16 protein-coding genes, 1 tRNA gene and 2 pseudogenes are annotated in these 23,108 nt (G+C 33.8%); 10 read left to right on the top strand and 9 right to left on the bottom strand.

What is annotated here, in order from left to right:
* Positions 1-3: 3 nt before the first annotated feature.
* The gene (locus ACFEL1_RS04540) at positions 4-2,493 is read right to left on the bottom strand and encodes a valine--tRNA ligase (RefSeq protein ID WP_375330659.1); all 2,490 of its coding nucleotides are present in this window, start codon (positions 2,491-2,493) and stop codon (positions 4-6) included.
* Positions 2,494-2,562: 69 nt separating this feature from the next.
* Here ACFEL1_RS04540 and ACFEL1_RS04535 point away from each other — a divergent pair, with 69 nt between their 5' ends.
* Together ACFEL1_RS04535 and ubiA are read left to right on the top strand one after the other, a co-directional pair.
* Positions 2,563-2,787 (top strand): palindromic element RPE1 domain-containing protein, encoded by a 225-nt coding sequence (locus tag ACFEL1_RS04535; RefSeq protein ID WP_375330658.1) that lies wholly within the window; start codon positions 2,563-2,565, stop codon positions 2,785-2,787.
* 194 nt (positions 2,788-2,981) lie between these two features.
* Positions 2,982-3,839 carry a 4-hydroxybenzoate octaprenyltransferase gene (ubiA, locus tag ACFEL1_RS04530; RefSeq protein WP_341763445.1) on the top strand — a complete coding sequence of 286 codons (858 nt, stop codon included), beginning with the start codon at positions 2,982-2,984 and terminating at the stop codon, positions 3,837-3,839.
* Positions 3,840-4,366: 527 nt separating this feature from the next.
* Here ubiA and ACFEL1_RS04515 read toward each other — a convergent pair.
* From ACFEL1_RS04515 to rodA, 5 genes and pseudogenes are all read right to left on the bottom strand, one after another.
* Positions 4,367-6,673 (bottom strand): annotated as a pseudogene (locus tag ACFEL1_RS04515) (2-oxoglutarate dehydrogenase E1 component); the annotation flags it as partial.
* Between the two features lie 522 nt (positions 6,674-7,195).
* A pseudogene (locus ACFEL1_RS08380) lies at positions 7,196-7,324 on the bottom strand (2-oxoglutarate dehydrogenase E1 subunit family protein); the annotation flags it as partial.
* 123 nt (positions 7,325-7,447) lie between these two features.
* The gene (locus ACFEL1_RS04505; RefSeq protein WP_375330657.1) at positions 7,448-9,199 is read right to left on the bottom strand and encodes an ABC transporter ATP-binding protein; all 1,752 of its coding nucleotides are present in this window, start codon (positions 9,197-9,199) and stop codon (positions 7,448-7,450) included.
* A gap of 100 nt (positions 9,200-9,299) precedes the next feature.
* A tRNA-Asn gene (locus ACFEL1_RS04500) sits at positions 9,300-9,374 on the bottom strand.
* A 230-nt stretch (positions 9,375-9,604) separates the two neighbouring features.
* Entirely contained in the window at positions 9,605-10,708 is a 1,104-nt protein-coding gene (gene rodA, locus ACFEL1_RS04490) for a rod shape-determining protein RodA (protein WP_375331545.1), read from the bottom strand.
* Positions 10,709-10,775: 67 nt separating this feature from the next.
* Between rodA and cysS the strand changes: the two genes are divergently transcribed.
* From cysS to mraY, 6 genes are all read left to right on the top strand, one after another.
* Complete coding sequence (gene cysS, locus ACFEL1_RS04485; protein ID WP_375330655.1) at positions 10,776-12,158, top strand: cysteine--tRNA ligase; 1,383 nt, start codon at positions 10,776-10,778, stop codon at positions 12,156-12,158.
* A 143-nt stretch (positions 12,159-12,301) separates the two neighbouring features.
* A complete protein-coding gene (locus ACFEL1_RS04480; protein ID WP_375330654.1) occupies positions 12,302-13,375 on the top strand; it encodes a hypothetical protein in 1,074 nt (357 codons plus the stop codon).
* Positions 13,376-13,565: 190 nt separating this feature from the next.
* On the top strand, positions 13,566-14,453 hold the full coding sequence (gene rpsB / locus ACFEL1_RS04475; protein ID WP_342279142.1) for a 30S ribosomal protein S2: 888 nt from the start codon (positions 13,566-13,568) through the stop codon (positions 14,451-14,453).
* A 390-nt stretch (positions 14,454-14,843) separates the two neighbouring features.
* Positions 14,844-15,761, top strand: coding sequence for a translation elongation factor Ts (gene tsf / locus ACFEL1_RS04470; protein WP_375330653.1), 918 nt, complete (start codon positions 14,844-14,846; stop codon positions 15,759-15,761).
* A 27-nt stretch (positions 15,762-15,788) separates the two neighbouring features.
* Positions 15,789-17,159 (top strand): UDP-N-acetylmuramoyl-tripeptide--D-alanyl-D-alanine ligase, encoded by a 1,371-nt coding sequence (locus ACFEL1_RS04465; protein WP_375330652.1) that lies wholly within the window; start codon positions 15,789-15,791, stop codon positions 17,157-17,159.
* The gene (mraY, locus tag ACFEL1_RS04460) at positions 17,156-18,241 is read left to right on the top strand and encodes a phospho-N-acetylmuramoyl-pentapeptide-transferase (protein ID WP_341761607.1); all 1,086 of its coding nucleotides are present in this window, start codon (positions 17,156-17,158) and stop codon (positions 18,239-18,241) included. Before ACFEL1_RS04465 ends, mraY begins: the two co-directional genes overlap by 4 nt.
* A gap of 54 nt (positions 18,242-18,295) precedes the next feature.
* Here mraY and ACFEL1_RS04455 read toward each other — a convergent pair whose 3' ends face one another.
* The 3 genes from ACFEL1_RS04455 to infA form a co-directional block, all read right to left on the bottom strand.
* On the bottom strand, positions 18,296-18,490 hold the full coding sequence (locus tag ACFEL1_RS04455) for a palindromic element RPE1 domain-containing protein (protein ID WP_375330651.1): 195 nt from the start codon (positions 18,488-18,490) through the stop codon (positions 18,296-18,298).
* 787 nt (positions 18,491-19,277) lie between these two features.
* Positions 19,278-19,910 (bottom strand): Maf family protein, encoded by a 633-nt coding sequence (locus tag ACFEL1_RS04450; protein ID WP_342279147.1) that lies wholly within the window; start codon positions 19,908-19,910, stop codon positions 19,278-19,280.
* Between the two features lie 15 nt (positions 19,911-19,925).
* Positions 19,926-20,141 (bottom strand): translation initiation factor IF-1, encoded by a 216-nt coding sequence (infA, locus tag ACFEL1_RS04445; protein WP_341748261.1) that lies wholly within the window; start codon positions 20,139-20,141, stop codon positions 19,926-19,928.
* Between the two features lie 284 nt (positions 20,142-20,425).
* On the opposite strand from infA, the gene gatB reads away from it, so the two are divergent.
* Together gatB and tsaD are read left to right on the top strand one after the other, a co-directional pair.
* Complete coding sequence (gene gatB / locus ACFEL1_RS04440; RefSeq protein ID WP_375330650.1) at positions 20,426-21,874, top strand: Asp-tRNA(Asn)/Glu-tRNA(Gln) amidotransferase subunit GatB; 1,449 nt, start codon at positions 20,426-20,428, stop codon at positions 21,872-21,874.
* Entirely contained in the window at positions 21,871-22,905 is a 1,035-nt protein-coding gene (gene tsaD, locus ACFEL1_RS04435; protein WP_375331544.1) for a tRNA (adenosine(37)-N6)-threonylcarbamoyltransferase complex transferase subunit TsaD, read from the top strand. Before gatB ends, tsaD begins: the two co-directional genes overlap by 4 nt.
* Positions 22,906-23,108: the final 203 nt, after the last annotated feature.

The following is a 23,108-nucleotide window of genomic DNA, read 5'->3' as shown; positions in this document are numbered from 1 at the left end:
TTTTCAAAGCATTTGAGTATATATTACATTAATTACAACATCGCCATTCTTTAATACTTGATTTGTTGATGAAAATTGCTCAACAAATTCTATGGTGCGAGCAGACGTAACGTTTTTGAGATCTATTATTAGGTCATCAGAAAGTTTTTCTCCTATAATTTCTAGTATCTCAATATCAGCTTTGACTGACAAATTCTTTTCTGCTTTAGCTTTCCTAACCAAGTCTAGTATTTCAATAAGTCTATCAGGCTGAATCTGATCTACCGGAAAAGATAAATTTTTGATTTGAGACCAGTTGCCCCTTGTATGTATAGATTTTGTACTATACAAAATTTGCCAAATTTCTTCTGTTATATGTGGAAGGAAAGGAGCTAATAATTTAAGTAAGATTTTTATAGAATGATATAAGGTTATTATGGCACTATACTGCCCTTTATTATCTGAACCATCCATATTATAAGCTCGGGTTTTGGTGATTTCGAGGTAATTATCACAAAATACTGACCAAAAAAACTTTTCTATCAAATCCACAGCATTGGCATACTCATAATTTTGCATATCTGATTCAACTTTGCTTACTAACTCAACTAGTTTAACTATTAACCACTGGTCAAACTTATGACAAATCTTGCTTTCTATATCAGATATTTCAGCATTTTTATCTAGTGAGTCTAATTTATCGAAGTGAATAGCAGCAAATTTAGCAGCGTTCCATAATTTATTAACAAGCCTCTTGCCATTTTTCATTACGTCTTCAGAGTAAACAGTGTCTGCCCCAAGCTTAGATTTAGAAGTCCAATAACGTGTTACATCAGCACCGTATTGCTCAAGCAATTTTTGTGGTACAATAACATTGCCTTTAGATTTTGACATTTTGCTACGATCAAACGCTAGACACCACCCGCTAATCATAATGTTTTTCCAAGGTAGGGTATTCTCATGTAATTGGGCTTTAAGTATTGTATAAAAGGCCCATGTCCTAATGATTTCATGAGCTTGCGGATGTAGGTCAGCAGGAAATAATTTTTTATGACGCTCGATATCTACGTTAAACTTTTCAGAGATACCATGACTACTTAATTGTGGTGATACTGCACTGGTAGCCCAAGTATCCATAACATCGTAATCCGGTTCTACTTCTTCTCTAGAATAGCCAATTGGTAGGTCTCGAAGAGGGTCTACTGGCAGTTGTTTGATATCTGGAAATAGGGGTTTGCCTATTTCGCCAATTCTTTTAGAATACCAAACAGGGAACGGCACACCAAAATAGCGTTGACGACTTATACACCAATCCCATGATATGCTATTTATCCAGTTCTCAAGCTTAATTTTCATAGTTTTTGGATGCCAATTCAACTCACATGCACGTTGCATTAGAACATCTTTATGTTTTATCGTGCGAACAAACCACTGAGGTAGCGTAAGTATCTCTAGCGGTGAGCCTGAACGTTCAGCACATTTTACTGTTTGAGTAATTTCTATTTGTCTAACTAATAGGTCTTGCTCTTTTAAGATTTCTATAATTTTACTTCTAGCGTCTTTTATTTTTAAACCATTTAACTGATGTGAATTTGATAATTCAGCCGGGATATTTATGATACCTTTTTTATCTATAATAATTTTCATGGGTAAATTGTGAGTTCTCCACCAAGTTATATCGGTTGTGTCACCAAAAGTACAGCACATCACAAGTCCACTTCCTTTATCTATTTGAACTAAATCATCCGCTAGAATAGGTACTTTAACATCAAATAGCGGTGTTATGGCAAATTGGTCTTTCAGTTGTTGGTATCTATCATCATTTGGATTGTAAAATACTGCAACACAAGCTGGTAGCATTTCTGGTCTAGTGGTAGCAATAATAATCTTCTCACCCTTGCTGGTATGAAAAATTATATCATTCATCATTGAAGTTTTTTCTTGGTCTTCGATGTCAGCTTGAGATAAAGCCGTTTGATCAACTGGATCCCACAACATTGGTTGATTATTACGGTAAATTTCGCCTTTGTCGACTAAGTCTAAAAATGACATTTGTGATATTTTTTGTGATAATGGATTAATTGTTTGGTATTCCAAAGTCCAATCAACAGATAAAGCCATTTGATTAAATAATGAGCGGAATTTCTCTTCCTCAGAAATAACAACTTCCTTACATATCTCAATAAATTCATCTCTTGCCATACTGGCTGCTCTGAGTTGTTTTTGTTTTTCAACTAAACGTTCGGTAGGTAAACCATTATCATCAAAACCGATTGGATAAAAAATATTTTTACCCAGCATCCGTTGGAAACGGACAATAAAATCAGCCTGAGTATAACTGTAAACATGTCCTATATGCAAATGTCCTGAGACTGTTGGTGGTGGCGTATCTACTATAAAACTATTTTCTCTCGTATCATTTTTATCCCAAAGATAAATTTTTTGTTCCTGCCAAAATTTTTGCCATTTTCTTTCGCTTTCAATAAAGCTATAATTTTTTAGAAATTCTATCATAATAAGACTATCCTAGTTACGCGAATTCGGGATAAGAATTAACTAATTCTTATCCCGAATTGGGGTTGATTGTTAAAATATACTCGTGTCAGCCACTTCAAAAGTAGACCTCTTGCAGAATTCGCTTCTGCTAGGGAATTTGTAGGAGGACCGGAATCTCGAACCGCAGCGTACTCAAACGTACGTGAGGATTCGAGTCTAGTCCCGACGCACAAATTACCAGCAGAAGTAGAATTATGCAAAAGGTCTAGTGCATTTATCGAATTAATGGTTAGAATATATCATAATATTTGACCCCACTAAGTATTTTATATTAGATTTTTTGAATATTTCTATGTTGAGTAGATTTATAGGCATTTTCGCTAAGCAAGAACCGAAAGCAGTACTAAATTCCGTTACGAATTCGAGAACGAAAATAACGATCGATAAGACCATTAGATGGAAATGTTCACAGACCTAGTTAAATTAATTCAAAATATATCATAACTATAGCAATGCCAAATAAATTTTTTCTGAGCCTTAAATTAATGAGACTGCAAAGTCCTACTGGCTATCTGTTACTATTTTTCTCAACATGCTTTGGGGTACTTCTTACTAATATTGCAATTTATAATTTAGTAAAATTATTATCATTGTTTTTTATCGGAAGTATCATTACTAGGGGAGCTGGTTGCGTTCTTAACGATATTTTTGATAAAGATTTTGATAAGCATGTTTTAAGAACAAAGGATAGACCACTAGCTAATGGATCATTAAATGTAAATGAAGCGATGATTTTGTTAACTATATTATCAGTCTGTTCCTTGACAATTTTATTATCATTAAATAAAACAGCGATTTGCCTAGGGTTTCTTAGCTTTATCATGATTGTTTTATATCCGCTAATGAAAAGAATGATAAACTTTCCGCAAGTATTTCTAGGACTAACATTTAATGGAGTATTGATTGGCAGTAGTGCTGTAATTGATAAAATATCAATAGAATCGGGTATTATGTATATTGCCTGCTGTTTTTGGATTATTGGTTATGACACTATTTATGGTTTTATGGATATAAAGGACGATAAGAAGATTAAGATCAAGTCAATGCCACTTTTTTTAGAAAAGAGAAATTATAAATTACATTTATATGTTTACTATACCATCTTCATATTATTATTCATATTTGCTAACATTATAGCAACCCATCGACCTAACTATATAGCTATTCTCTGTGCTTATATAATGCTGATTTGGCAGGTAGTAACATTAGAAATCTCAGACCCACAAAATTGTCTTACTAGGTTTAAAAATAATAATTACGTTGGTTTAATCTTGGCTTTAGGTGCATTAGATTTGAATAATTAAATAATAGACTTCTCGCATAATTCTACTGCTGGTAATTTGTGCGTGATACCGGTACTCTGCTCCTCACGTACATTTGAGTACGCTGCGGGTCGAGGTTCTGTGTCTCCTACAAATTCCTCAGCAGAAGCGAATTCTGCAGGAAGTCTTTATACTAACGTTTCCAACTTAACTCTATCCCCATAGTGTCCTACATTAGACTTCTTTCGAAACTCTACTTCTGCTGGTGATTTGTACGTCGATGCGGTACTCGAATCCTCACGTACATTAGAGTACGCTGCGGGTCGAGGTTCCGCGTCTCCTTCAAATCCCTCAGCATAAGCGAGTTTCGAAAGAAGTCTATTTTTTATATAACCACTATTAAAATGGCTGCTGATCGTCTATTAGCGAGGAGCTGCTGAAAGCGGCGACGTGGCAATCCAGGATACGCGAAGCGTTACTCTAAAAAAACAGCTTCGCTGTTTATCTAGATCGCCACGGCATCTCAAGAGCCTTGCTATGACGATTATAGAAAAATGTAGGGTACTGCTCTATCCCTTAATTATCAAGGCTTCTTCAAGCAATTTTTTCTGTTGCTCATTATGTATGATCGGTGAGCCAACTGCTGGTGAAGCAGACTCATTCCTACCAACATATACAAATTGATTATTAATTGATGCATTTTTTAGGCTCTCATTTAAGTGATCTTTAACAAAATTCCACGTCCCCATATTTTTAGGTTCTTCTTGACACCAAATAAACTCTTTAGCTTTATTATATTTACCTAATATTTTAACGATTATATCCGTTTCAAACGGATATAACTGTTCTAGTCTAATAATCACTATATCTAAAATATTCTTTTCTTCTCTTTTTTCTAATAAATCATAGTAGACTTTACCACTACATAATATAATTCGTTTTACTTCCTTGGCATTTATAGCATCATTAATTTCGTCTAGCACAGGTATAAAGCTCGTATTCTCATCAAGCTGGGAGAGAGGTGATACAACCATTTTATGTCTTAATAAAGATTTTGGTGACATTACTATTAGTGGTTTACGAATATTACTGTATATTTGACGACGTAATAAATGAAAAAATGAAGCTGGCGTCGTAGGATATGTAACTTGCATATTATTTTCAGCAGCAAGCTGCAAGAACCTCTCGAGTCTTGCAGAGCTATGCTCTGGACCTTGTCCTTCAGATCCATGTGGTAGTAGCACTACTATACCGCTCATCCTGAGCCATTTGCTTTCACTACTGGAAATGAATTGGTCGAAAATTATTTGAGCTCCGTTAGCAAAATCGCCAAATTGAGCTTCCCAAATTACTAAATCTTTTGGATTAACTAATGAATAACCATACTCAAAACCTAAAACTGCATATTCAGATAAATTACTGTCAGCAATTTCAAAATTTCCTTGGTTTTGCGATAAATTATTTAATGGTGTATAAGTTCTATCATCCACCTGACTATGTAACACTGCATGACGGTGAGAGAAAGTGCCACGCCCACAATCTTGACCAGTAAAGCGTATTCTAGTACCTGAATTTAATAAACTGGCAAAGGCTAACTGTTCTGCAGTTGCCCAGTCAATAGGTTTATCTTGCTTTAAAGTATTTTCTCTTAATTCAAATAATTTTACAAGTTTGGGATTTAAAGGAAAATCTTTTGGTATCTGACAAAGCTTTATACCAAGTTCTTTTAAGGTGTCTTTGTTAACACCAGTAGAGAGCATTTGAGCATTTGACCTAGTATAACTAGACCATAAACCTTCCAAAAACTGAGCTTGCGGCTGATAATTTTTGGCTTGTTCATATTCTTGATCTAATTTCAGTTTAAATTGTTCTTTTAATGTAGGAAAATAATTTTGGTCAATTATTCCACCTGCTACTAGTTTATTTGCAAAAATAGTTGCCGGGGATTGCTTATTTTTTATTACATTATACATAACAGCTTGAGTATACATAGGTTCATCACCTTCATTATGACCATATTTACGATAACAAATGATCTCAACGACTATGTCTCTAGCAAATTTATATCGGTAATTCACTGCAATATTGGTAGCCTTGATCACTGCTTCAATATCATCACCATTTACATGTAGAATTGGACTATTAATTATCTTAGCAAACTCAGTAGAATATCTACCTGGCCTAGTGTCATAACTATTCGCTGTAAATCCAAGCTGATTATTAATGACAAAGTGAATAATCCCGCCAACATTATAAGGCTTTAGATCCGACATAAATAAACTCTCAGCTACTACACCTTGACCACAAAAAGCACTATCGCCATGAACCAAAATACCCATTACTTTCTTACGATTAGTATCTTGGATGCTATCCTGTTTTGCTCGTACTTTACCAGCTACCACTGGATTCACTGCTTCTAAATGCGATGGATTATCTGCCATAGAAAGATGCACCTTAAACCCCTCTCTTATCTGATCTGATGAATAGCCAATATGATACTTCACATCACCTGAAATACCTAAATCAGTCGGCAAGATACTACCTGTTATAAATCCGGACAAAATAGCTTTATAAGGTTTAGTCATTACCTTAGCCAGTGTGCTAAGTCTTCCTCGGTGAGCCATGCCTATTACTACATCTTCTAGTCCATGGACAGTAGACATATCTATGGCTTTATCTATAGCCACTACGGCTGCCTCTCCACCTTCTACTGAAAAGCGTTTTGCTCCAGGAAATTTGGTATGTAGATATTGTTCAAATCCTTCAATTTCTACTAAATCTTTTAGTATATCCTTCTTATCTTGTTCCAATATATTAGACTTCCTGCATAATTCTACTTTTGCTGGTAATTTGTGCGTGATACCGGTACTCTGTTCCTCACGTACATTTGAGTACGCTGCGGGTCGAGGTTCCGTGTCTCCTACAAATTCCTCAGCAAAAGCGAATTCTGCAGGAAGTCTATTAAAAGCTTGAACATTACTTTCTATTTGTTCAAAAAACCAAGTTTTCTCATCTTCATTGGTCACATGAGCAAATTCTACGGCAATATCTTTAGTATAAGTGTGATCAAGCAAATTAACCAATTCCTTAAGTGAACATGCTTTTATTCCAAAAAATTCATCATCAATTTCTATAATATTATTCAACTGATCTGTGGTAAAACCAAAATCTTCTATATTAAGTCTCAACTCATTTTTAGTCTTAAGAACCTCAAGATTCAAGGGATCTAGCTTGACTAAATAATGTCCATAATTACGGTAGCGGGCAATCATTGCTTTTGTTCTGAGCTTGTTAGCTGTAGCAGAAAATTCCGTAACATACGGCGGAGGTTTTTCTTGAGGTGAAGTAATAACATGAGCAATAGTTTTATTAACTTGGTAACTATTATTATTCTCAATATTTTGGAAATAGTCTTGCCAGCTTTCATCAACTGCTTTATGATCTGATAAATATAGCTGATATAGCTCTTCTATAAAAACAGCATTACTACCAAATAAAAAACTAGTTTGTTTTAAATTTTTATCCATAAACTCCTATTCCTGATTAGTAAAAAACCTAGATAGCATTCTCCGTGGGGAATGACATCGTTTTTGGTCTTGTAAGTATCATTTCCAATTTTCCAAATCATTTGTCGCTTTTGAAGTACAAACCTAAATTACCATACCGTTTACTTGATGCTCCCAAAGTTCTTTGAATCTACCATTTGGCATTGCAAGTAGTTCTACAAAATTTCCATCTTCAACAATTTGGCCGTTTTCTATCACAACAATTCTATCTAAATGTCTTATTGTTGACAGACGATGAGCTATGGCAATTACAGTTGCATTATTTTTTTCAAGTAGTGTGTTTATAGATTTTTGAATTTCTAGTTCGGTTTGACTGTCAAGTGAAGAAGTCGCTTCATCCAAAATTAAAATTGGGGCATTTTTAAGAATAGCTCTGGCAATTGCTATACGTTGACGTTGACCTCCACTTAGTTTAATTCCTCTTTCGCCCACAAGGGTATTATATTTCTCAGGTAGGGTTTCAATAAACTCATGAAGATTGGCTGCCAGTGCTGCACTTTCTATCTCAGCTTGCGTTGTATTTTCTTTAGCATACCCAATATTTTCTCCAATAGAACGATGAAAGAGCATAATATCTTGTGGAATTAGAGATATTTGACTACGTAGACTCTCACAAGATACATTATAGATACTTTGATTATCAATAATAATATCCCCGGTTGTTATTTGAAAATTTTTGAGTAATAAAGATATTAATGTTGATTTCCCACCACCAGAATGTCCAACAATTCCAATTTTTTGACCAGCTTTGATATTAAGATTTAAATCCTTAAATACACAATTAGTGTTGTTATAACCAAAAGATAAATTCTGAAATACAATATCACCTTTGGTAATCGTTAAGTTAGTTACAGAAGGAGTATCAATTGTATTTTGTGGGATTTGCATAATTGTAAAAGCAGAGCGAAAAGCAGCAACATCCTCTAGGAAATCTTTTATTTCCATTGTAGTTTGCCAACTATTTTCAGTAAATAAAAAAGTAAGTGACATAACAAAAGCAATATCACCAATTGAAATCTCATTATTATTTTTCATATAAATGACATAACAAAATAGTGAGATTAAAAATACCCAATAAAATAAACACAATATTATAGATATAATTAAATCGTATCTATAATATTTGATAATTAATGGGTTATGTATATTATCATAATAGTGCTGTATTTTGTGTAACTCACGCTGCTGAGTAGCAAAAGCAAAAACTGTAAAAATGTTAGTAATACAATCTGCTACAGTTCCAAATAAATAATACCATGAATCTTGCTTTTCCTGCTCCATTTTGGCAAGCTTGGTAAAAAATTTAAATGCCATTGGTGCATATATAAAGCTAAATGCTAGAACAAAAAAAAGTATTTTTATATTGGTCAGACCTAATGCAATACCAGAAAATAACGTAATAAACAATGGTTTACTTAGCTGAAATTCAAGTGCTTGATGCATTTTAAAATAGTTATCACCAATTCCTTTTACTTTCGCAACAATTGAACCGGAAAGGTTATGTTGAAAAAAAGTATATGATAATTTAAAGCAATGTGTGCAAACTTTATTTAATATATTTTGTAAAATATATGGCATACATTTTAATTGAGCAAAATTATGCATCCGCCATGCACCATCAAGGATAATTTGGGAGCTTATAAATATCGTTATTGGTTTCCAACTTTGTTCAAAAGTAATATTTTGATTTTGAGTAAACAAATCAATTAATAGCTTTATAGCATAATTATATATAATTGGATATACACCATTTGCACATGGTGCAATCATCATGATAAAATATAAATACTTATATGGTTTTATAACTGACCAAAGAAAGGAAAATGGAGTTAACATTTTTGTATAAATTTATTTGTACTAGTACAAAGACGGAAAGCTAGACTTTATGCTACGTCCACCGTTTGATATGTTCACAAAATGCACTGAAATCGAAGAATGGCTCCCCGGGCCGGACTCGAACCAGCGACCGAACGGTTAACAGCCGTTTGCTCTACCACTGAGCTACCGAGGAACATTTGCCTTTATATAGACTAGGTTTCTTATAACAAATCTTTTGACTAGGGTCTAGTATTTTCTTATTTTATCTATAAAAAATAAATAAACCTCTTGCAAAATGCGCTTATGCTGAGGAATTTAAAGGCGACTTGAAACCTCAACCCGCAGCATACTCAAATGTACGTGAGGAGTACAGTACCGGTATCACGTACAAATTACCAACAGAAGTAGAATTATGCAAGAGGTCTATTTAAAAACATTACTATGCTGGTGTACCTGAGCATTCATTACTAATCCAAACCCAATAAGCATTGATACCATCATTGTACCGCCGTAAGATATAAAAGGCAAAGGCACACCTACCACTGGCAATAATCCCATCACCATAGCTATATTTATAAATACATGACTAAATAGGATTGATGTTATGCCTATTACCATCAGTTTACTAAATATAGCTCTACAATTCACAGCAATCATTAATGAAATTATTATAATTGCAGAATAAAGAATTAACAGAAACAAACTACCAACAAAACCAAATTCTTCAGCAAAAGTAGCAAAGATAAAATCGGTTTGATGCTCTGGTAAAAAATCTAGATGGCTTTGGCTACCTTTAGCTAGCCCCTTGCCCCACAATCCACCAGAACCAATAGCGATTTTTGATTGAATAATGTTATATCCAGCTCCAAGAGGATCTTTCTCAGGATCAAAAAAAACCATGATTCGTTTTCTTTGATAATCATGCATCACTTGCCACATAACTGGTATGCAAGTAAGGACTATAATACCAATTATCACAAAATTTCTCACTCTAAAACCAGCAGCAAAAAAAATAATACTAGCAATGATGATATTAATCACCCCAGTACCTAGATCCGGTTCTTTTATTATCAGTATAACTGGTACTATCACACCTATTATAGGCAATAATATCTTGTAAAATCTAGCAAAATCCTCAATCTTTAGTTGATGAAAATACCTAGCTAACATTAACACTACTGCTAATTTTGTTGGTTCAGAAGGCTGCACACGGATAACTCCTAAATCTATCCAACGCTTTGCTCCCATAGAAATAGATCCAAAAAGCTCAACACTAACTAATAAGATAATAATAGCAATATAAAATATATATGAAAATTTAAATATATATTTTATATCAATGGTTGCAATAATAATCACAACTGGTAAAAACAGGAAAAAATGCATCATCTGCTTATACGCCCAAGGGTGAATATTACTGTCTGAAGCGGAATATAGTACAACAAAACCAATGCTACAAATCACACTAATAAGCATAATTAAAGTAATTGGTAGTTTTTTTAGTTTTTCAAAATAATTTCTTTGAATTGACATTCTAGGTAGATATCCATAAAAATTAGCTGTAAAATAACATTATTGATTACGATTAAAAAACATGAAATTATTATTACATAACACACTTACTCACAAGAAAGAAGTTTTCATACCGCTAGATAGTAATTTAGTAAAAATGTATGTTTGCGGTCCAACTGTCTACGATCATCCCCATATTGGTAACGCTAGGTCCGTAGTAGTATACGATATTTTATACCGCTCACTAAGCAAAATATTTGGTCAAAATCATATAAAATATGTGCGTAATATTACCGATGTTGATGATAAGATAATAAATAGAGTCAAAGAACTCAAAATAACGATTTCTGACTTAACAGTTAGAATTACCGAAGAATTTCATGCTAATATGCAATATCTAGGTTGCAAAACTCCAAATATTGAGCCAAAAGCCACCATGCATATTGATGACATGATTGTGATTATTCAAAAATTACTTGACCTAAACCACGCTTATATCGCAGATAATCATGTTTATTTCGATATTTCTACCGCCCCAAATTATACAAAATTATCAAATCGTAATCTTGATGAAATGCTAGAGGGGGTGCGTATTGAAAATAATCCATCAAAAAAGCAACCACATGATTTTGTATTATGGAAACCAGCCAGTAAAGATGAAGAAATATTGGCAAATTTCGATAGTCCTTGGGGAAGAGGTAGACCAGGCTGGCATATAGAATGTTCAGCGATGAGCTATAAATATCTCGGAGAAAATTTTGACATTCATGGTGGAGGGGCAGACTTAATTTTTCCTCATCATACTAATGAGATAGCACAAAGTACATGTGCTTTCCCAAACTCTCACTTTGCTAAATATTGGGTGCATAATGGATTTCTGACCTGTAATGGTGAGAAAATGAGTAAATCACTCAATAATTTTATTACTGTAAAAGATTTGATAGATAAAAAAATCCTTGGTAGCGTAGTTAGATTATTGTTACTGAGTAGCCACTACCGTAAACCATTAGATTACAACAATAAAGCTCTAGAAGATGCTACAAAAACAATGAATTATTGGTATAGAGCGATAGAAAATTTGGACATTAACAAACTTGATGTTCAGAACATTCCAGAAGAATTTTTATCTCACTTATTTGATGATATAAATACACCTCTAGCAATTAAAATAATAAACGATTATGCTAAACTGGTCTTTGCGAGTAACAAAGAAGATGATAAGTACTTATATGCCTCTTACTTACTTTCATGCAGCAATTTTATAGGTCTAATGACTCAACCAGCTAGTAGGTGGTTTTACTGTGAAATAAACGATGAATCGATTCTCCAGCATATTGAGCAACGTAGGCAAGCCAAATTACAAAAAAATTGGTTATTAGCCGACCAAATTCGTCAAAATTTATCAAAAGATGGCATAATTCTAGAAGATAAACTAGATGGATCAACTAGTTGGAGAAAAGTTTGATTAAGAATACATTTACTAACTATTAAGGAATGTTTTTTTATATTTTCTTGACTTAAAATCAAAAATGTTTATATGACTAGTTAAAATCGTTTTTACCGGTTTGAATTTCAGCTACTTAATATAAAAGAAATTAAAGGAGGATTATGAAAAGGACAGTAAGTTATGTAGATGAGGTTCTACGTAACATTAAAAATGGACTCTGTGACGACTATGAATCATTAAATCAACATACATTTTATGAAATGCTTGGAGTAGACACTCTAAATGTAAAATTAATAGGTCCAGGATTGAGTGTATTTAATGCTCTGCACTCCCCTATTAGCAAAGAATCCTTACAATCCGCAGGACATACACTAGTTTTTGGTCATGATTGGTATGGATGGAATGATTTAGGTAAGATATATGAGATCACAAAGCCTTATATAGAAAAATATAATATAAAAAAACTTAATATAATTTTGCAAATGCATGGTATTATTAAAGAAGGTCTATATCACCTTGGTCTAAGTTATGATCCTGAAGGAGCAATGGGATCACCGAAAATGTTACCTGCTTCTTTAATTATAGATCAAATATCAAGGTTAACGCAGGAAGTAGATTCTACCGAACTCACATCTGTATCTTGCTACGGTACTCACTTATTAGATAAGCCAGTAAAATTTAAAAATACTACTTGTAGTTTTTTATCAAGTGATGATGTGACTTGGCAGGCTGATTATACTACCAATTCGAAAATATTAGATAACTTTTTTATGTCATGTGGTTTGAGTGTTATGGCAAAGAACTTACTTTCTTATGCTGCTAATGTTAAAGAAAAACTGCACGTGCCTGATATCTTTATAGCTAATGATGTGAGAACGATAAAAATAGATTTTTCTAACTATTTAAAAGAATTACAAAAATCTATTACCTCTAATCCTTTTGTACAAGAGTTAATTAAAGTAAATATTATTAGAGAAGAGGAAGTTAATAATATAAAATTAGAAGGATTAAAGTTTGCAGATATTGCCCAGCAACATCCATCACTTTTTGGAACGATTGTAGGAGCATGTATGTTTGCACATTTTACACAAGCCAAAGAAAATAATAACAGTAACAGTGTAACTACAGTAAATCAAATTAGTAATGACGGTTCATCCGCTATAGCAGTTGATGATATTTATGCTTCTGATTCTCAAGTTGAGGTAGCAGGAGAAAATTCTGAAAGTTTTATGTAGTTACTTCTATAATTACAATCAACTATCTATTGCAAATATGTTGATCAAAATATATAATCACTTTGCTTATTGTATTTAAGCAAAATTCACACGTAAGAGCCTAGTTGTTAGTCCAATTTCTTTGGTATCAACTCTTACGGAGGAGTACCTATAATTAGGTACATAACTAACATTTTAAGGAGATTTAATAATGTCTAAACTACAAACTGTTAATGTCAGAGATTTACTTGATGCTGGGGTGCATTTTGGTCATAAAACCTCACGTTGGAATCCAAAAATGGCATCTTACATTTATGGTGTCAGAGATGATATCCACGTAATTGACTTACAACAAACTGCTGCCTTAATGCAGAGAGCTTTGGGTATAATTTATGAAACTGTCAAGAAAAATGGTAAAATATTATTTGTCAGTACTAAAGTTCAAGCCAGTGATATAGTAGCTGAATATGCAGAGAAATGTGGGCAATATTACGTTAACCACAGATGGCTTGGTGGTATGTTAACTAACTGGGGGACAATTTCTGGCTCAATAAAAAAGCTGGATAATCTTGAGAAAGTTCTGGGGAATGAAGAGGAATATTCCGGTTATACTAAGAAAGAAATACTGGAAATGACCCGTAAAAAGGATAAATTACTTAAATCCTTAGGGGGTATTAGACATATTGGAACAAGACCCAATTTGCTTGTGGTAATTGATACTAATAAGGAGCATTTAGCAATCCAAGAAGCAGTAAAATTAGGTATTCCAATAATTGCTATTGTTGACACTAACTCCAATCCAGATAATATAGACCACCCTGTTCCCGGTAATGATGATGCAATAAGATCTATAAGACTTTATTGCACCTTGTTTGCTGATGCCGTACTTGCCGGTATAGAAGAGGCTTTAGCTGCATCTGGTGTTGATTTAGGAAGCATAGCTACTCATGAAGAAAAAGGTACAAATATAAAAGGTGTTACTAAGTTAAAATCAACCAAGAAATTTTCTAAAACTCTAGACCTAAATAATCAAGAAGCACTAGAGTCAGAGTTTGAGACAGCTTTAGAGCTTGCAGAAGTTGCTACAACAACAAAATAACTAGTATACTGCTCGTAAATGAAGAGTTGATAGACGATAGAATCAAAATCATGATAGTAGCAGGAGTCAAAGGGTCAAGGTGCATAACTGTTGAAAGTTAAAAAACCGTCATTGTGCATAGGCGTCATTGCGAGGAGACCGCAGGTCGACGAAGCAATCTATATGACAAACTTCATGGATTGCCACGCTCACGTACGTTCGCTCGCAATGACGATTTAAGCCTTACAGCTACTTCTCGCTAATAGACGATTTTTTAACTTTCAACAGTTATGGGGTTGATGCTACCCCTGATTCCTCTTTGATGTTACCCCTGCGAAAGCAGGGGTCTAGAAAAGACTAAATAGTTTTTCCAATAAAAATAACTATAAACCTTAAATAAAGGAAAGTAAAATGATAAATGCTGTACTTGTAAAACAATTAAGAGAGAAAACTGTTGCAGGAATGATGGACTGCAAGAAGGCCTTGCTTGAAACAAAGGGAGATTTTGAAGCAGCTATTGACTGGTTAAGAAAAAAAGGATTATCAGCTGCAGCAAAAAAAGCCGATAGAATTGCTGCTGAAGGACTAACAGCAATAAGCATTAAAGATAATGTTGGGGCTATTATAGAAGTAAATTCGGAAACAGATTTTGTTGCAAGAAACGATAAGTTTCAGCAATTGGTTAGGAATATTGCTGAACTAGCTTTGACACAAGATAATTTACCATCACTAAAATTAGCAAAAACATCAACAGGTAGATCAGTTGAAGAAGAAATATTAGACAATATTGCTACAATTGGTGAAAATTTAAATCTACGTCGTATGGATGTCTTACGGGTATCAGAAGGTGTGGTTGCATCTTATGTACATAATACTGTTGCTGATGGTCTAGGTAAGATTTCTGTCATTGTTGGTTTACAATCAACTACCAAAGATAAAGCTAAGCTCCTAGAATTTGGACAGAAAATTGCTACCCATATAGCGGCAAGTAATCCTTATAGCCTTGATGCATCAAGTTTGGATCAAACATTAATTGAACGTGAAAAAAATATATTTTTTGAACAATCAAAAGCTTCCGGTAAACCGGACAATATCATTGAAAAAATGGTTGAAGGTAGAATACGTAAGTTCCTAGCAGAAGTTGTTCTGCTTGAACAAAACTTTTTATTTGATGATAAATTAACAGTTTCTGAAGTTATAAATAACACTGCAAAAGAATTAGGAACTTCGATTAAAATTACACAGTTTATAAGATATGAACTAGGTGCAGGCATAAAGCAAGAAGATAAAAATTTTGCGGACGAAGTTGCAGCTGTCATGCAAAGCTAGGAAAAACTGATTATATTTGAGAAAATAATGATTTGGTCAGCAAAAGACTTAAGTAGTGCGTTGAATATTGAAGTACATCCTGATATTCAGGGGAGGCAGATTCAATTTAACTCTAATTCCGTTGCAAACGGCGATTTATTCATTGCTCTGCAAGGTAATAATGATGGACATAATTATGCCTTACACGCTCTAGAACAAGGAGCAAATGCAGTAATTATTAGTAAGGAAATAAAAGGATTACCTGATAATAAAGTAATTATGGTCTCTGATACCTTAACTGCTCTACACCACATGGCTGAGTATAAACGTAAAAAATCTAAAGCAAGGTTTATTGGTGTTACCGGTAGTATTGGTAAAACGGGTACTAAGGAAGCAATCAAAACTATATTAAGTTATTTTGGACCTACTTTTGCTAGCAGAGGAAATTTTAACAACCACCTTGGCGTGCCTATAAATCTTGCTTCGATGCCTGATGATATAGAATATGCTGTTTTTGAAATGGGTATGAATCATTCAGGAGAAATAAGAGAGCTGACAAAAATGGTACGACCTAACATATCAGTAATCACCACAATAGCGGAAGCCCATCTTGAATTTTTTGAATCTATGCTTAGTTTGGTTGATGCCAAATGTGAAATTTTTGAAGGAATGCCAAGAAATGGCATAGCTGTTGTAAATTCAGACCATCAATATTATGACCGAATTTTACAAAATCTTAAACAATTATCGATTAATAATATATATAGTTTTGGTAAGTCCGAAGGCACAGATTATAGATTAATATCATATGAGCATATTGGACAAGAAGTACGTCTACATTATTCTATCTGTAACACTAAAATAGATATTAAATTTCCTTTTGTACCGGAACATTATGCTAGAAATTATACTGCTGCTCTTCAGGTAGCAGCAATACTGAACTTAGATATTAATGCTGCAGCAACACAATTAAGCAAAATATCATTAACTGAAGGACGTGGTAAACTAGTCAACGCTAAATATAATGGTCAGAACTATCAAATTATCTGTGATTATTATAATGCTAATCCAGCATCAGTAAAAGCTGCTTTATTATATCTAAAACAGCTTAGTGGACAGAAAAAAGTTGCTATACTAGGTGATATGCTAGAATTGGGAGAAAATTCGATAAAATTCCATAAAGACTTAATACCAGCAATTCTTGATTCTAGTACTAAGAGGGTTTTTTTAGTAGGTAATCTTACCAAACATATATACGATTCTTTGCCAAATGACATAGAAAAAATGCATTTTGATAATGTTGATTTGTTGATAGAAAACTTAAATGAATTACTTAAAGGCGATGAATTACTCTTACTAAAAGGATCTAACAGTATCAAACTTAGTAAAATTACACAATCTTTTGAATTGCTACAATGATATACAACCTTCTTGCCCCCTATATACATAAATTACATATAGCAAATTTATTCCACTATGTTACTTTTCGTATTGGACTTGCCATATTATTTAGTTTGACCCTTTCTTTTTTAATAGGGCCTAGATTAATTAGATTTTTACAAAATTTACAAAAATATGGTCAACCAATTCGTGACGACGGACCAGAAACGCACAAAGCAAAAGTAGGAACACCAACTATGGGGGGGATAATGATTATCCTCACCGTTTGTTTTTCCACTCTATTATTCTCTGACCTTACTAATAAATATATATGGATAGTGTTATTTGTCTTTGTTAGTTTTGGTGTACTTGGTTTTATGGATGATTATGCTAAAGTAACAAAACACCACTATAGAGGCGTTAGCGGAAAGAAGAAATTATTATTTCAGTTCACTATTTGTCTAATTGCCTGTTTACTATTAAGAGATTCCAATAGTCAGGGAAACAATCTGCTCACTATTCCATTTTTTAAAAATTTATTGATTGATTTAGGTTTGTTTTATATACCATTTAGCATGTTTGTTATAGTTGGTGCATCAAATGCGGTGAATCTAACAGATGGTCTTGATGGTCTTGCCATAGTACCTATTGCTATTACTGCAGGTTCTTTTACCTTAATTATTTACTTGGTTGGTAATAGTTTCTATGCAAATTATCTACAAATTATGTATATACCAAATATTTCTGAATTAACTATCTTCTGTGCTTCAATTGTTGGTGCTAGCCTAGGATTCTTATGGTTTAATGCACAGCCAGCAGAAATTTTTATGGGAGATACTGGAAGCCTAAGTCTTGGTGGCGTTCTTGGTGTTATTAGCGTTATAACCAAACATGAAATTGTACTAGCAATTATCGGCGGATTATTTGTTATTGAAACTTTATCAGTAATTATTCAAGTATATTATTTTAAAGCTACTAATGGTAAAAGAATTTTCAAAATGGCTCCGCTGCACCATCATTTTGAGAAACATGGCTGGCCAGAATCAAAAGTTGTGATACGCTTTTGGATTATAGCCATAATATTTGCTCTAATTGGTTTATCTTCACTAAAACTGCGATAGAAAAGCTATAGTCAATTCAGGAGGATTGGGTAGCAGGAGCGATCGAAGACGGCACTACCTACTTCTCATCAATTTACTATATATATTAGACTTCTTTCGAAACTCTACTTCTGCTGGTGATTTGTACGTCGATGCGGTACTCGAATCCTCACGTACATTAGAGTACGCTGCGGTTCTGCGTTCCGCGTCTCCTTCAAATCCCTCAGCATAAGCGAGTTTCGAAAGAAGTCTAATATCGTTGCCACTCAACAGTTTCACCTGCAGTAAATGATGTTGGTTCAGAAATTACCGTAAGATATAATTCGAAATTAAAAAAACTTATTGTTGATTTTAGCTAAGTGATAATTTAAAATTAAAAATGAAGTAACTGCAAAGTTACTTTGGGGTGTCGAAACCTCCATTTAAGAGCGGTAAGCATCAACCGATAAAATGATGCTCTTCGATTTGCCATGGTCGGGGAGATGCTAGCTATGTTCAAGGCTTGGGGTGTAAACTTCAAGCCTAAAGGCTATCATAACTGTCTCTTAAAGGTTTTTCGAACTCCCCGATCGCCAAGATATATATAACCTATAAAACTTTTTTTTATCATTTTATCTTTGGCGATCAAAACTCTTAATTATTAAAACCTTAGAGAAGGGGGCGCATATGAACAACCAACAAGACATTATCTTATTATATTCATCACATGCCCGTTTTGAACTAATAAGGCAATTTTTGTAAGGAAAATAATTTTACAATAATAAACATTATCGACGCACCAAATAAATACGATGACAGTATACTTCGCGAATTAATTTATACAGTAAGCAAACAAAACAATTATAATAGTTCTATCAATCTAATCATCGATGACAGTATATTTATTTCGTAACTTGGGTGGTAATTACTACTTTATTAGAAGCTAAGCTGATTAATAGGCTTTATATTCAAGAAAATATATTGCATACTGCCAATATTGAAAAAGATAATTCTTCTTGGAATGAAAATTTATGTTAAGTTACTATTTTTTTATTGACTTCTATTACGGATGCTCAGGTTATTTAAGAGGTATATTTTTAAAACCTAAAGAAGTAAGCATATGCATGGTTTCCAGTAGTGGTAATCCCATAATATTTGAGTAAGATCCATATATGCTAGGAACAAAGGCTTCGGCATATCCATGAATTCCGCAGCCGCCTGCTTTATTGATTCCTTCATCTAGGCTACAGTAAAATTCTATCTCTTGCTGGCTCAATCTTTTAAACTTGACTATGGTTTGCACTAATTTTTGTCGCAGTAGCACTTGTTCGAGAGTCTTTTTTATTATACAGATACCTGTATAAACCCTATGACGCTTTCCAGATAAAATATTAAGGCAATATCTAACATCTTCACTTGTTAAAGCCTTGGGTAGTATTTTTCTACCGTGAACCACAACAGTATCAGCTGCTATAATTATAGCTTCACCACTTATTTTTTTGGCAACAACCTCGGCTTTTTCCTGTGCTAATCTTGTTACCAATTGGTTTGGTAACTCTCGTAAGTACTCTGTTTCATTTATATTAGCGGGAATAATTTGTGTAGGAAATACCTTTATTCTTTTTAGTAATTCAAGCCTTGCAGGTGATTGTGAGGCTAGAACTATAGGTATATTCTGCTGTTCTAAAAAAGTGGATTCTATATTTGACATAAAATATGAAAGACTCTAATGACGGTGGATAACACGACCTTTTGTTAGATCATAAGGCGTCATTTCCACTGTGATTTTATCTCCGACAAGTATCCTAATACGATTCTTACGCATCCTACCAGAAGTATGGGCGATAATAAAATGACCATTTTCCAACTTCACTCTAAAAGTTGCGTTAGGCAAAAGCTCAAGGACAACGCCTTCAAAATTAATTAGCTCTTCTTTGCTCATTACAACTTAACTAAATTATAATTTTTAATTTCTAAAATGGCTTGCCATAGTGGACAATTTCAGAACCACGCTTGACATAAAATTATAATTATTCAAACGCTTATACACCAATATTAAAGAATCTACATTAATATAAAAAATTTGCAAGTAATATCAGGATCACCTCATGAAAAAAGATGTAGAAAATAAAGATTTATAAAAAACTACAATTTTTATTGAAAATATGATAAAGATTTAATCTTAAGAATTTTTCACATTTTAATAGTAAACTAAAGAGATTTTAAATGGCTTATATTATTGGTAATACAGGTAAATGGGAATATGTTATAGGTGTGGAGATACATGCTCAAATTTCTTCAAAATCCAAGCTTTTCTCTGCTAGTTCTGCCGAATTTGCTGCTCCTCCCAATTCACAAGTATCGTTGATTGATGCAGCAATGCCTGGAATGTTACCAGTATTAAATGAATATTGTGTCCATCAAGCAATTAAGACCGGTCTCGGACTTAAGGCAAAAATTAATCTTAATTCAAGATTTGATCGTAAGAATTACTTTTACCCTGACCTACCGCAAGGGTATCAAATCTCGCAATTCTATAATCCAATTGTCCAAGATGGTTATTTAGACATAGTAACTCAGCAGGGAGCAACCAAGAAAATTAGAATTAATCGTTTGCATTTAGAACAAGATGCGGGCAAATCTATCCATGATCAATCTCCGTATTGTAGCTTCATTGATTTAAACCGGGCTGGTGTAGGATTAATGGAAATTGTTACTGAACCAGACCTTAGCTCACCGGAGGAAATGGCTGAATTTATTCGTAAACTCAGGACTTTGTTGAGATATATAGGAAGTTGTGATGGTGACATGGAAAAAGGCTCGTTACGTTGCGATGCTAATGTTTCAGTAAGGCTGCCTAAGAATCCACTTGGAACAAGGTGTGAGATTAAGAACATAAATTCGATTCGTAATATTATGCGGGCAATAGAGTTTGAAGCAAATAGGCAAGTAAATTTAATCGAAAATGGTCAGACAATAATACAGGAGACTAGATTATTTGATGCTGATATTGGTGAAACTAGGACAATGCGTTTAAAAGAAGAATCTCATGACTATAGATATTTTCCTGATCCAGATCTATTACCAATAGTTTTATCTGAGGAGCTGATAGAGCAATTAGCTCGGGAGCTACCGGAACTTCCGGATGCAAAAATTAAAAGATATATTGCAGAATATAGTTTAAACACATATGACGCTGAGGTTCTTGCGGCTGATGAACAGGTAGCATATTATTTCGAAGCAGCAGTGACCTTATGCAGTCCTAAGATACTTGCTAATTGGATTATTAGTGAGTTGTTTGGTCAGCTTAATAAAAATTCTATTAGCTTAAATGAGTGTAAAATTACCCCAAAAATGCTTGCCCAAATGGTCAAGCTAATAGAAGATGGGGTGATTTCGGGAAAAATTGCCAAAGTAGTTTTCGAAACTATGTTTGAAACTGGTGAGCAACCGGAAAAAATTATTAAAGAAAAGGGCTTAGTGCAAATGTCAGATAGTGGTATACTATCTGCTATAATTGACGAAATATTGTCGGAGAATCCTGATTCTGTTGCTGCTTATAAAAGCGGTAAGGATAAGTTATTTGGCTTTTTCGTAGGACAAGTAATGAAAAAAACTGAAGGCAAGGCCAATCCTAGCCTAGTGAATGATTTATTAAAGGAGAGATTACAATAATTAAAATATTGGGTATTGAGTCAAGTTGTGATGATACTGGCGTGGCAATAGTCAGCTCAGATAAAGAAATTTTATCAAATATTGTTATTTCCCAACATCAAGAGCATAAGCTATTCCAAGGGGTAGTACCGGAAATTGCCGCTAGATCACATTTGCAGAATTTAGAAAAAGCAGTTAGATATGTTTTAGATGAAAGCCATCTTGAGTTATCTGATATAGATGGAATCGCAGCCACTTCCGGTCCTGGCTTGATAGGAGGAGTAATAGTTGGATCAATGTTTGCTAGGTCCATTGCTAGTGTCTTAAAGAAGCCTTTTATTGCAGTTAACCACTTAGAAGGACATTTACTTACTGCTAGATTAACCAATAAGGCTGAATATCCTTACTTACTTCTATTAGTTTCCGGTGGACATTGTCAATTTGTTGCCACTTCCTCCCTTGGCAAATATAAAATTTTAGGACAAACTATAGATGATTCGGTTGGAGAGTGTTTTGATAAAGTAGCTAAAATGTTGGGTTTACCTTTCCCTGGAGGCGTAGAAATTGAGAGAAGAGCAAAATTTGGCGATTCGTCTAAATATATTTTACCAAAACCTATTATTCATCAAACTGGCTGTAATATGTCGTTTTCAGGTTTGAAGACTGCAGTACGCATATTAATATCCAAATTAGAACCTATAGGTGATCAAGAAATTAATGATATAGCAGCCAGCTTTCAATATGTGGTTGGAGAAATCTTGTCAGTAAAAATGCTTAATAGCTTTAGAATGTATGAAGAATTTATAGGTAAGTCGCTATTGCCACAAAAAACTTGCGTGCTTGCCGGTGGGGTTGCTGCTAATGATTATTTGAGGTCTATACTTAAGTATCAAGCTGCAACCCAAGGATATGCACTTTTACTACCCCCAACACATTTATGCACTGATAATGCTGCTATGATCGCTTATGCTGGGCTAGAACGTCTACAAAACAATCTTACTAACCGACTCGATTTCTGTCCTAGAGCTAAATGGAGCTTAGAGGATTTATAAAAATGGGTAATCTAACCTGAATTCGATGTAACAAGTTACATCGAATTCAGTATTATATATAGAAACAATCAGGTTTGAAGCGGTTCTACACCTGATTGTTAAAATATAATACTCCATTCAATATGTGATTTTAATAATTAAAATCACATATTGAATGATGAAAAAAGTTAAAATGCACCCGCAGAACCGCTTCAAGAGTGCAT

The organism is Candidatus Tisiphia endosymbiont of Oplodontha viridula, from assembly GCF_964264865.1.
Classification (GTDB): Bacteria; Pseudomonadota; Alphaproteobacteria; order Rickettsiales; family Rickettsiaceae; genus Tisiphia.
This window is presented reverse-complemented; position numbering and strand designations above follow the sequence as displayed.

Bases quoted from the DNA above. Each gene is read 5' to 3' on its own strand.
- ACFEL1_RS04450 (WP_342279147.1), bottom strand. From the start codon at position 19,910: ATGTCAAATATAGAATCCACTTTTTTAGAACAGCAGAATATACCTATA.
- ACFEL1_RS04465 (WP_375330652.1), top strand. From the start codon at position 15,789: ATGATTTGGTCAGCAAAAGACTTAAGTAGTGCGTTGAATATTGAAGTA.
- ACFEL1_RS04540 (WP_375330659.1), bottom strand. From the start codon at position 2,493: ATGATAGAATTTCTAAAAAATTATAGCTTTATTGAAAGCGAAAGAAAA.
- ACFEL1_RS04480 (WP_375330654.1), top strand. From the start codon at position 12,302: ATGAAAAGGACAGTAAGTTATGTAGATGAGGTTCTACGTAACATTAAA.
- rpsB (WP_342279142.1), top strand. From the start codon at position 13,566: ATGTCTAAACTACAAACTGTTAATGTCAGAGATTTACTTGATGCTGGG.
- ACFEL1_RS04505 (WP_375330657.1), bottom strand. From the start codon at position 9,199: ATGTTAACTCCATTTTCCTTTCTTTGGTCAGTTATAAAACCATATAAG.
- tsf (WP_375330653.1), top strand. From the start codon at position 14,844: ATGATAAATGCTGTACTTGTAAAACAATTAAGAGAGAAAACTGTTGCA.
- infA (WP_341748261.1), bottom strand. From the start codon at position 20,141: ATGAGCAAAGAAGAGCTAATTAATTTTGAAGGCGTTGTCCTTGAGCTT.
- cysS (WP_375330655.1), top strand. From the start codon at position 10,776: ATGAAATTATTATTACATAACACACTTACTCACAAGAAAGAAGTTTTC.
- mraY (WP_341761607.1), top strand. From the start codon at position 17,156: ATGATATACAACCTTCTTGCCCCCTATATACATAAATTACATATAGCA.
- gatB (WP_375330650.1), top strand. From the start codon at position 20,426: ATGGCTTATATTATTGGTAATACAGGTAAATGGGAATATGTTATAGGT.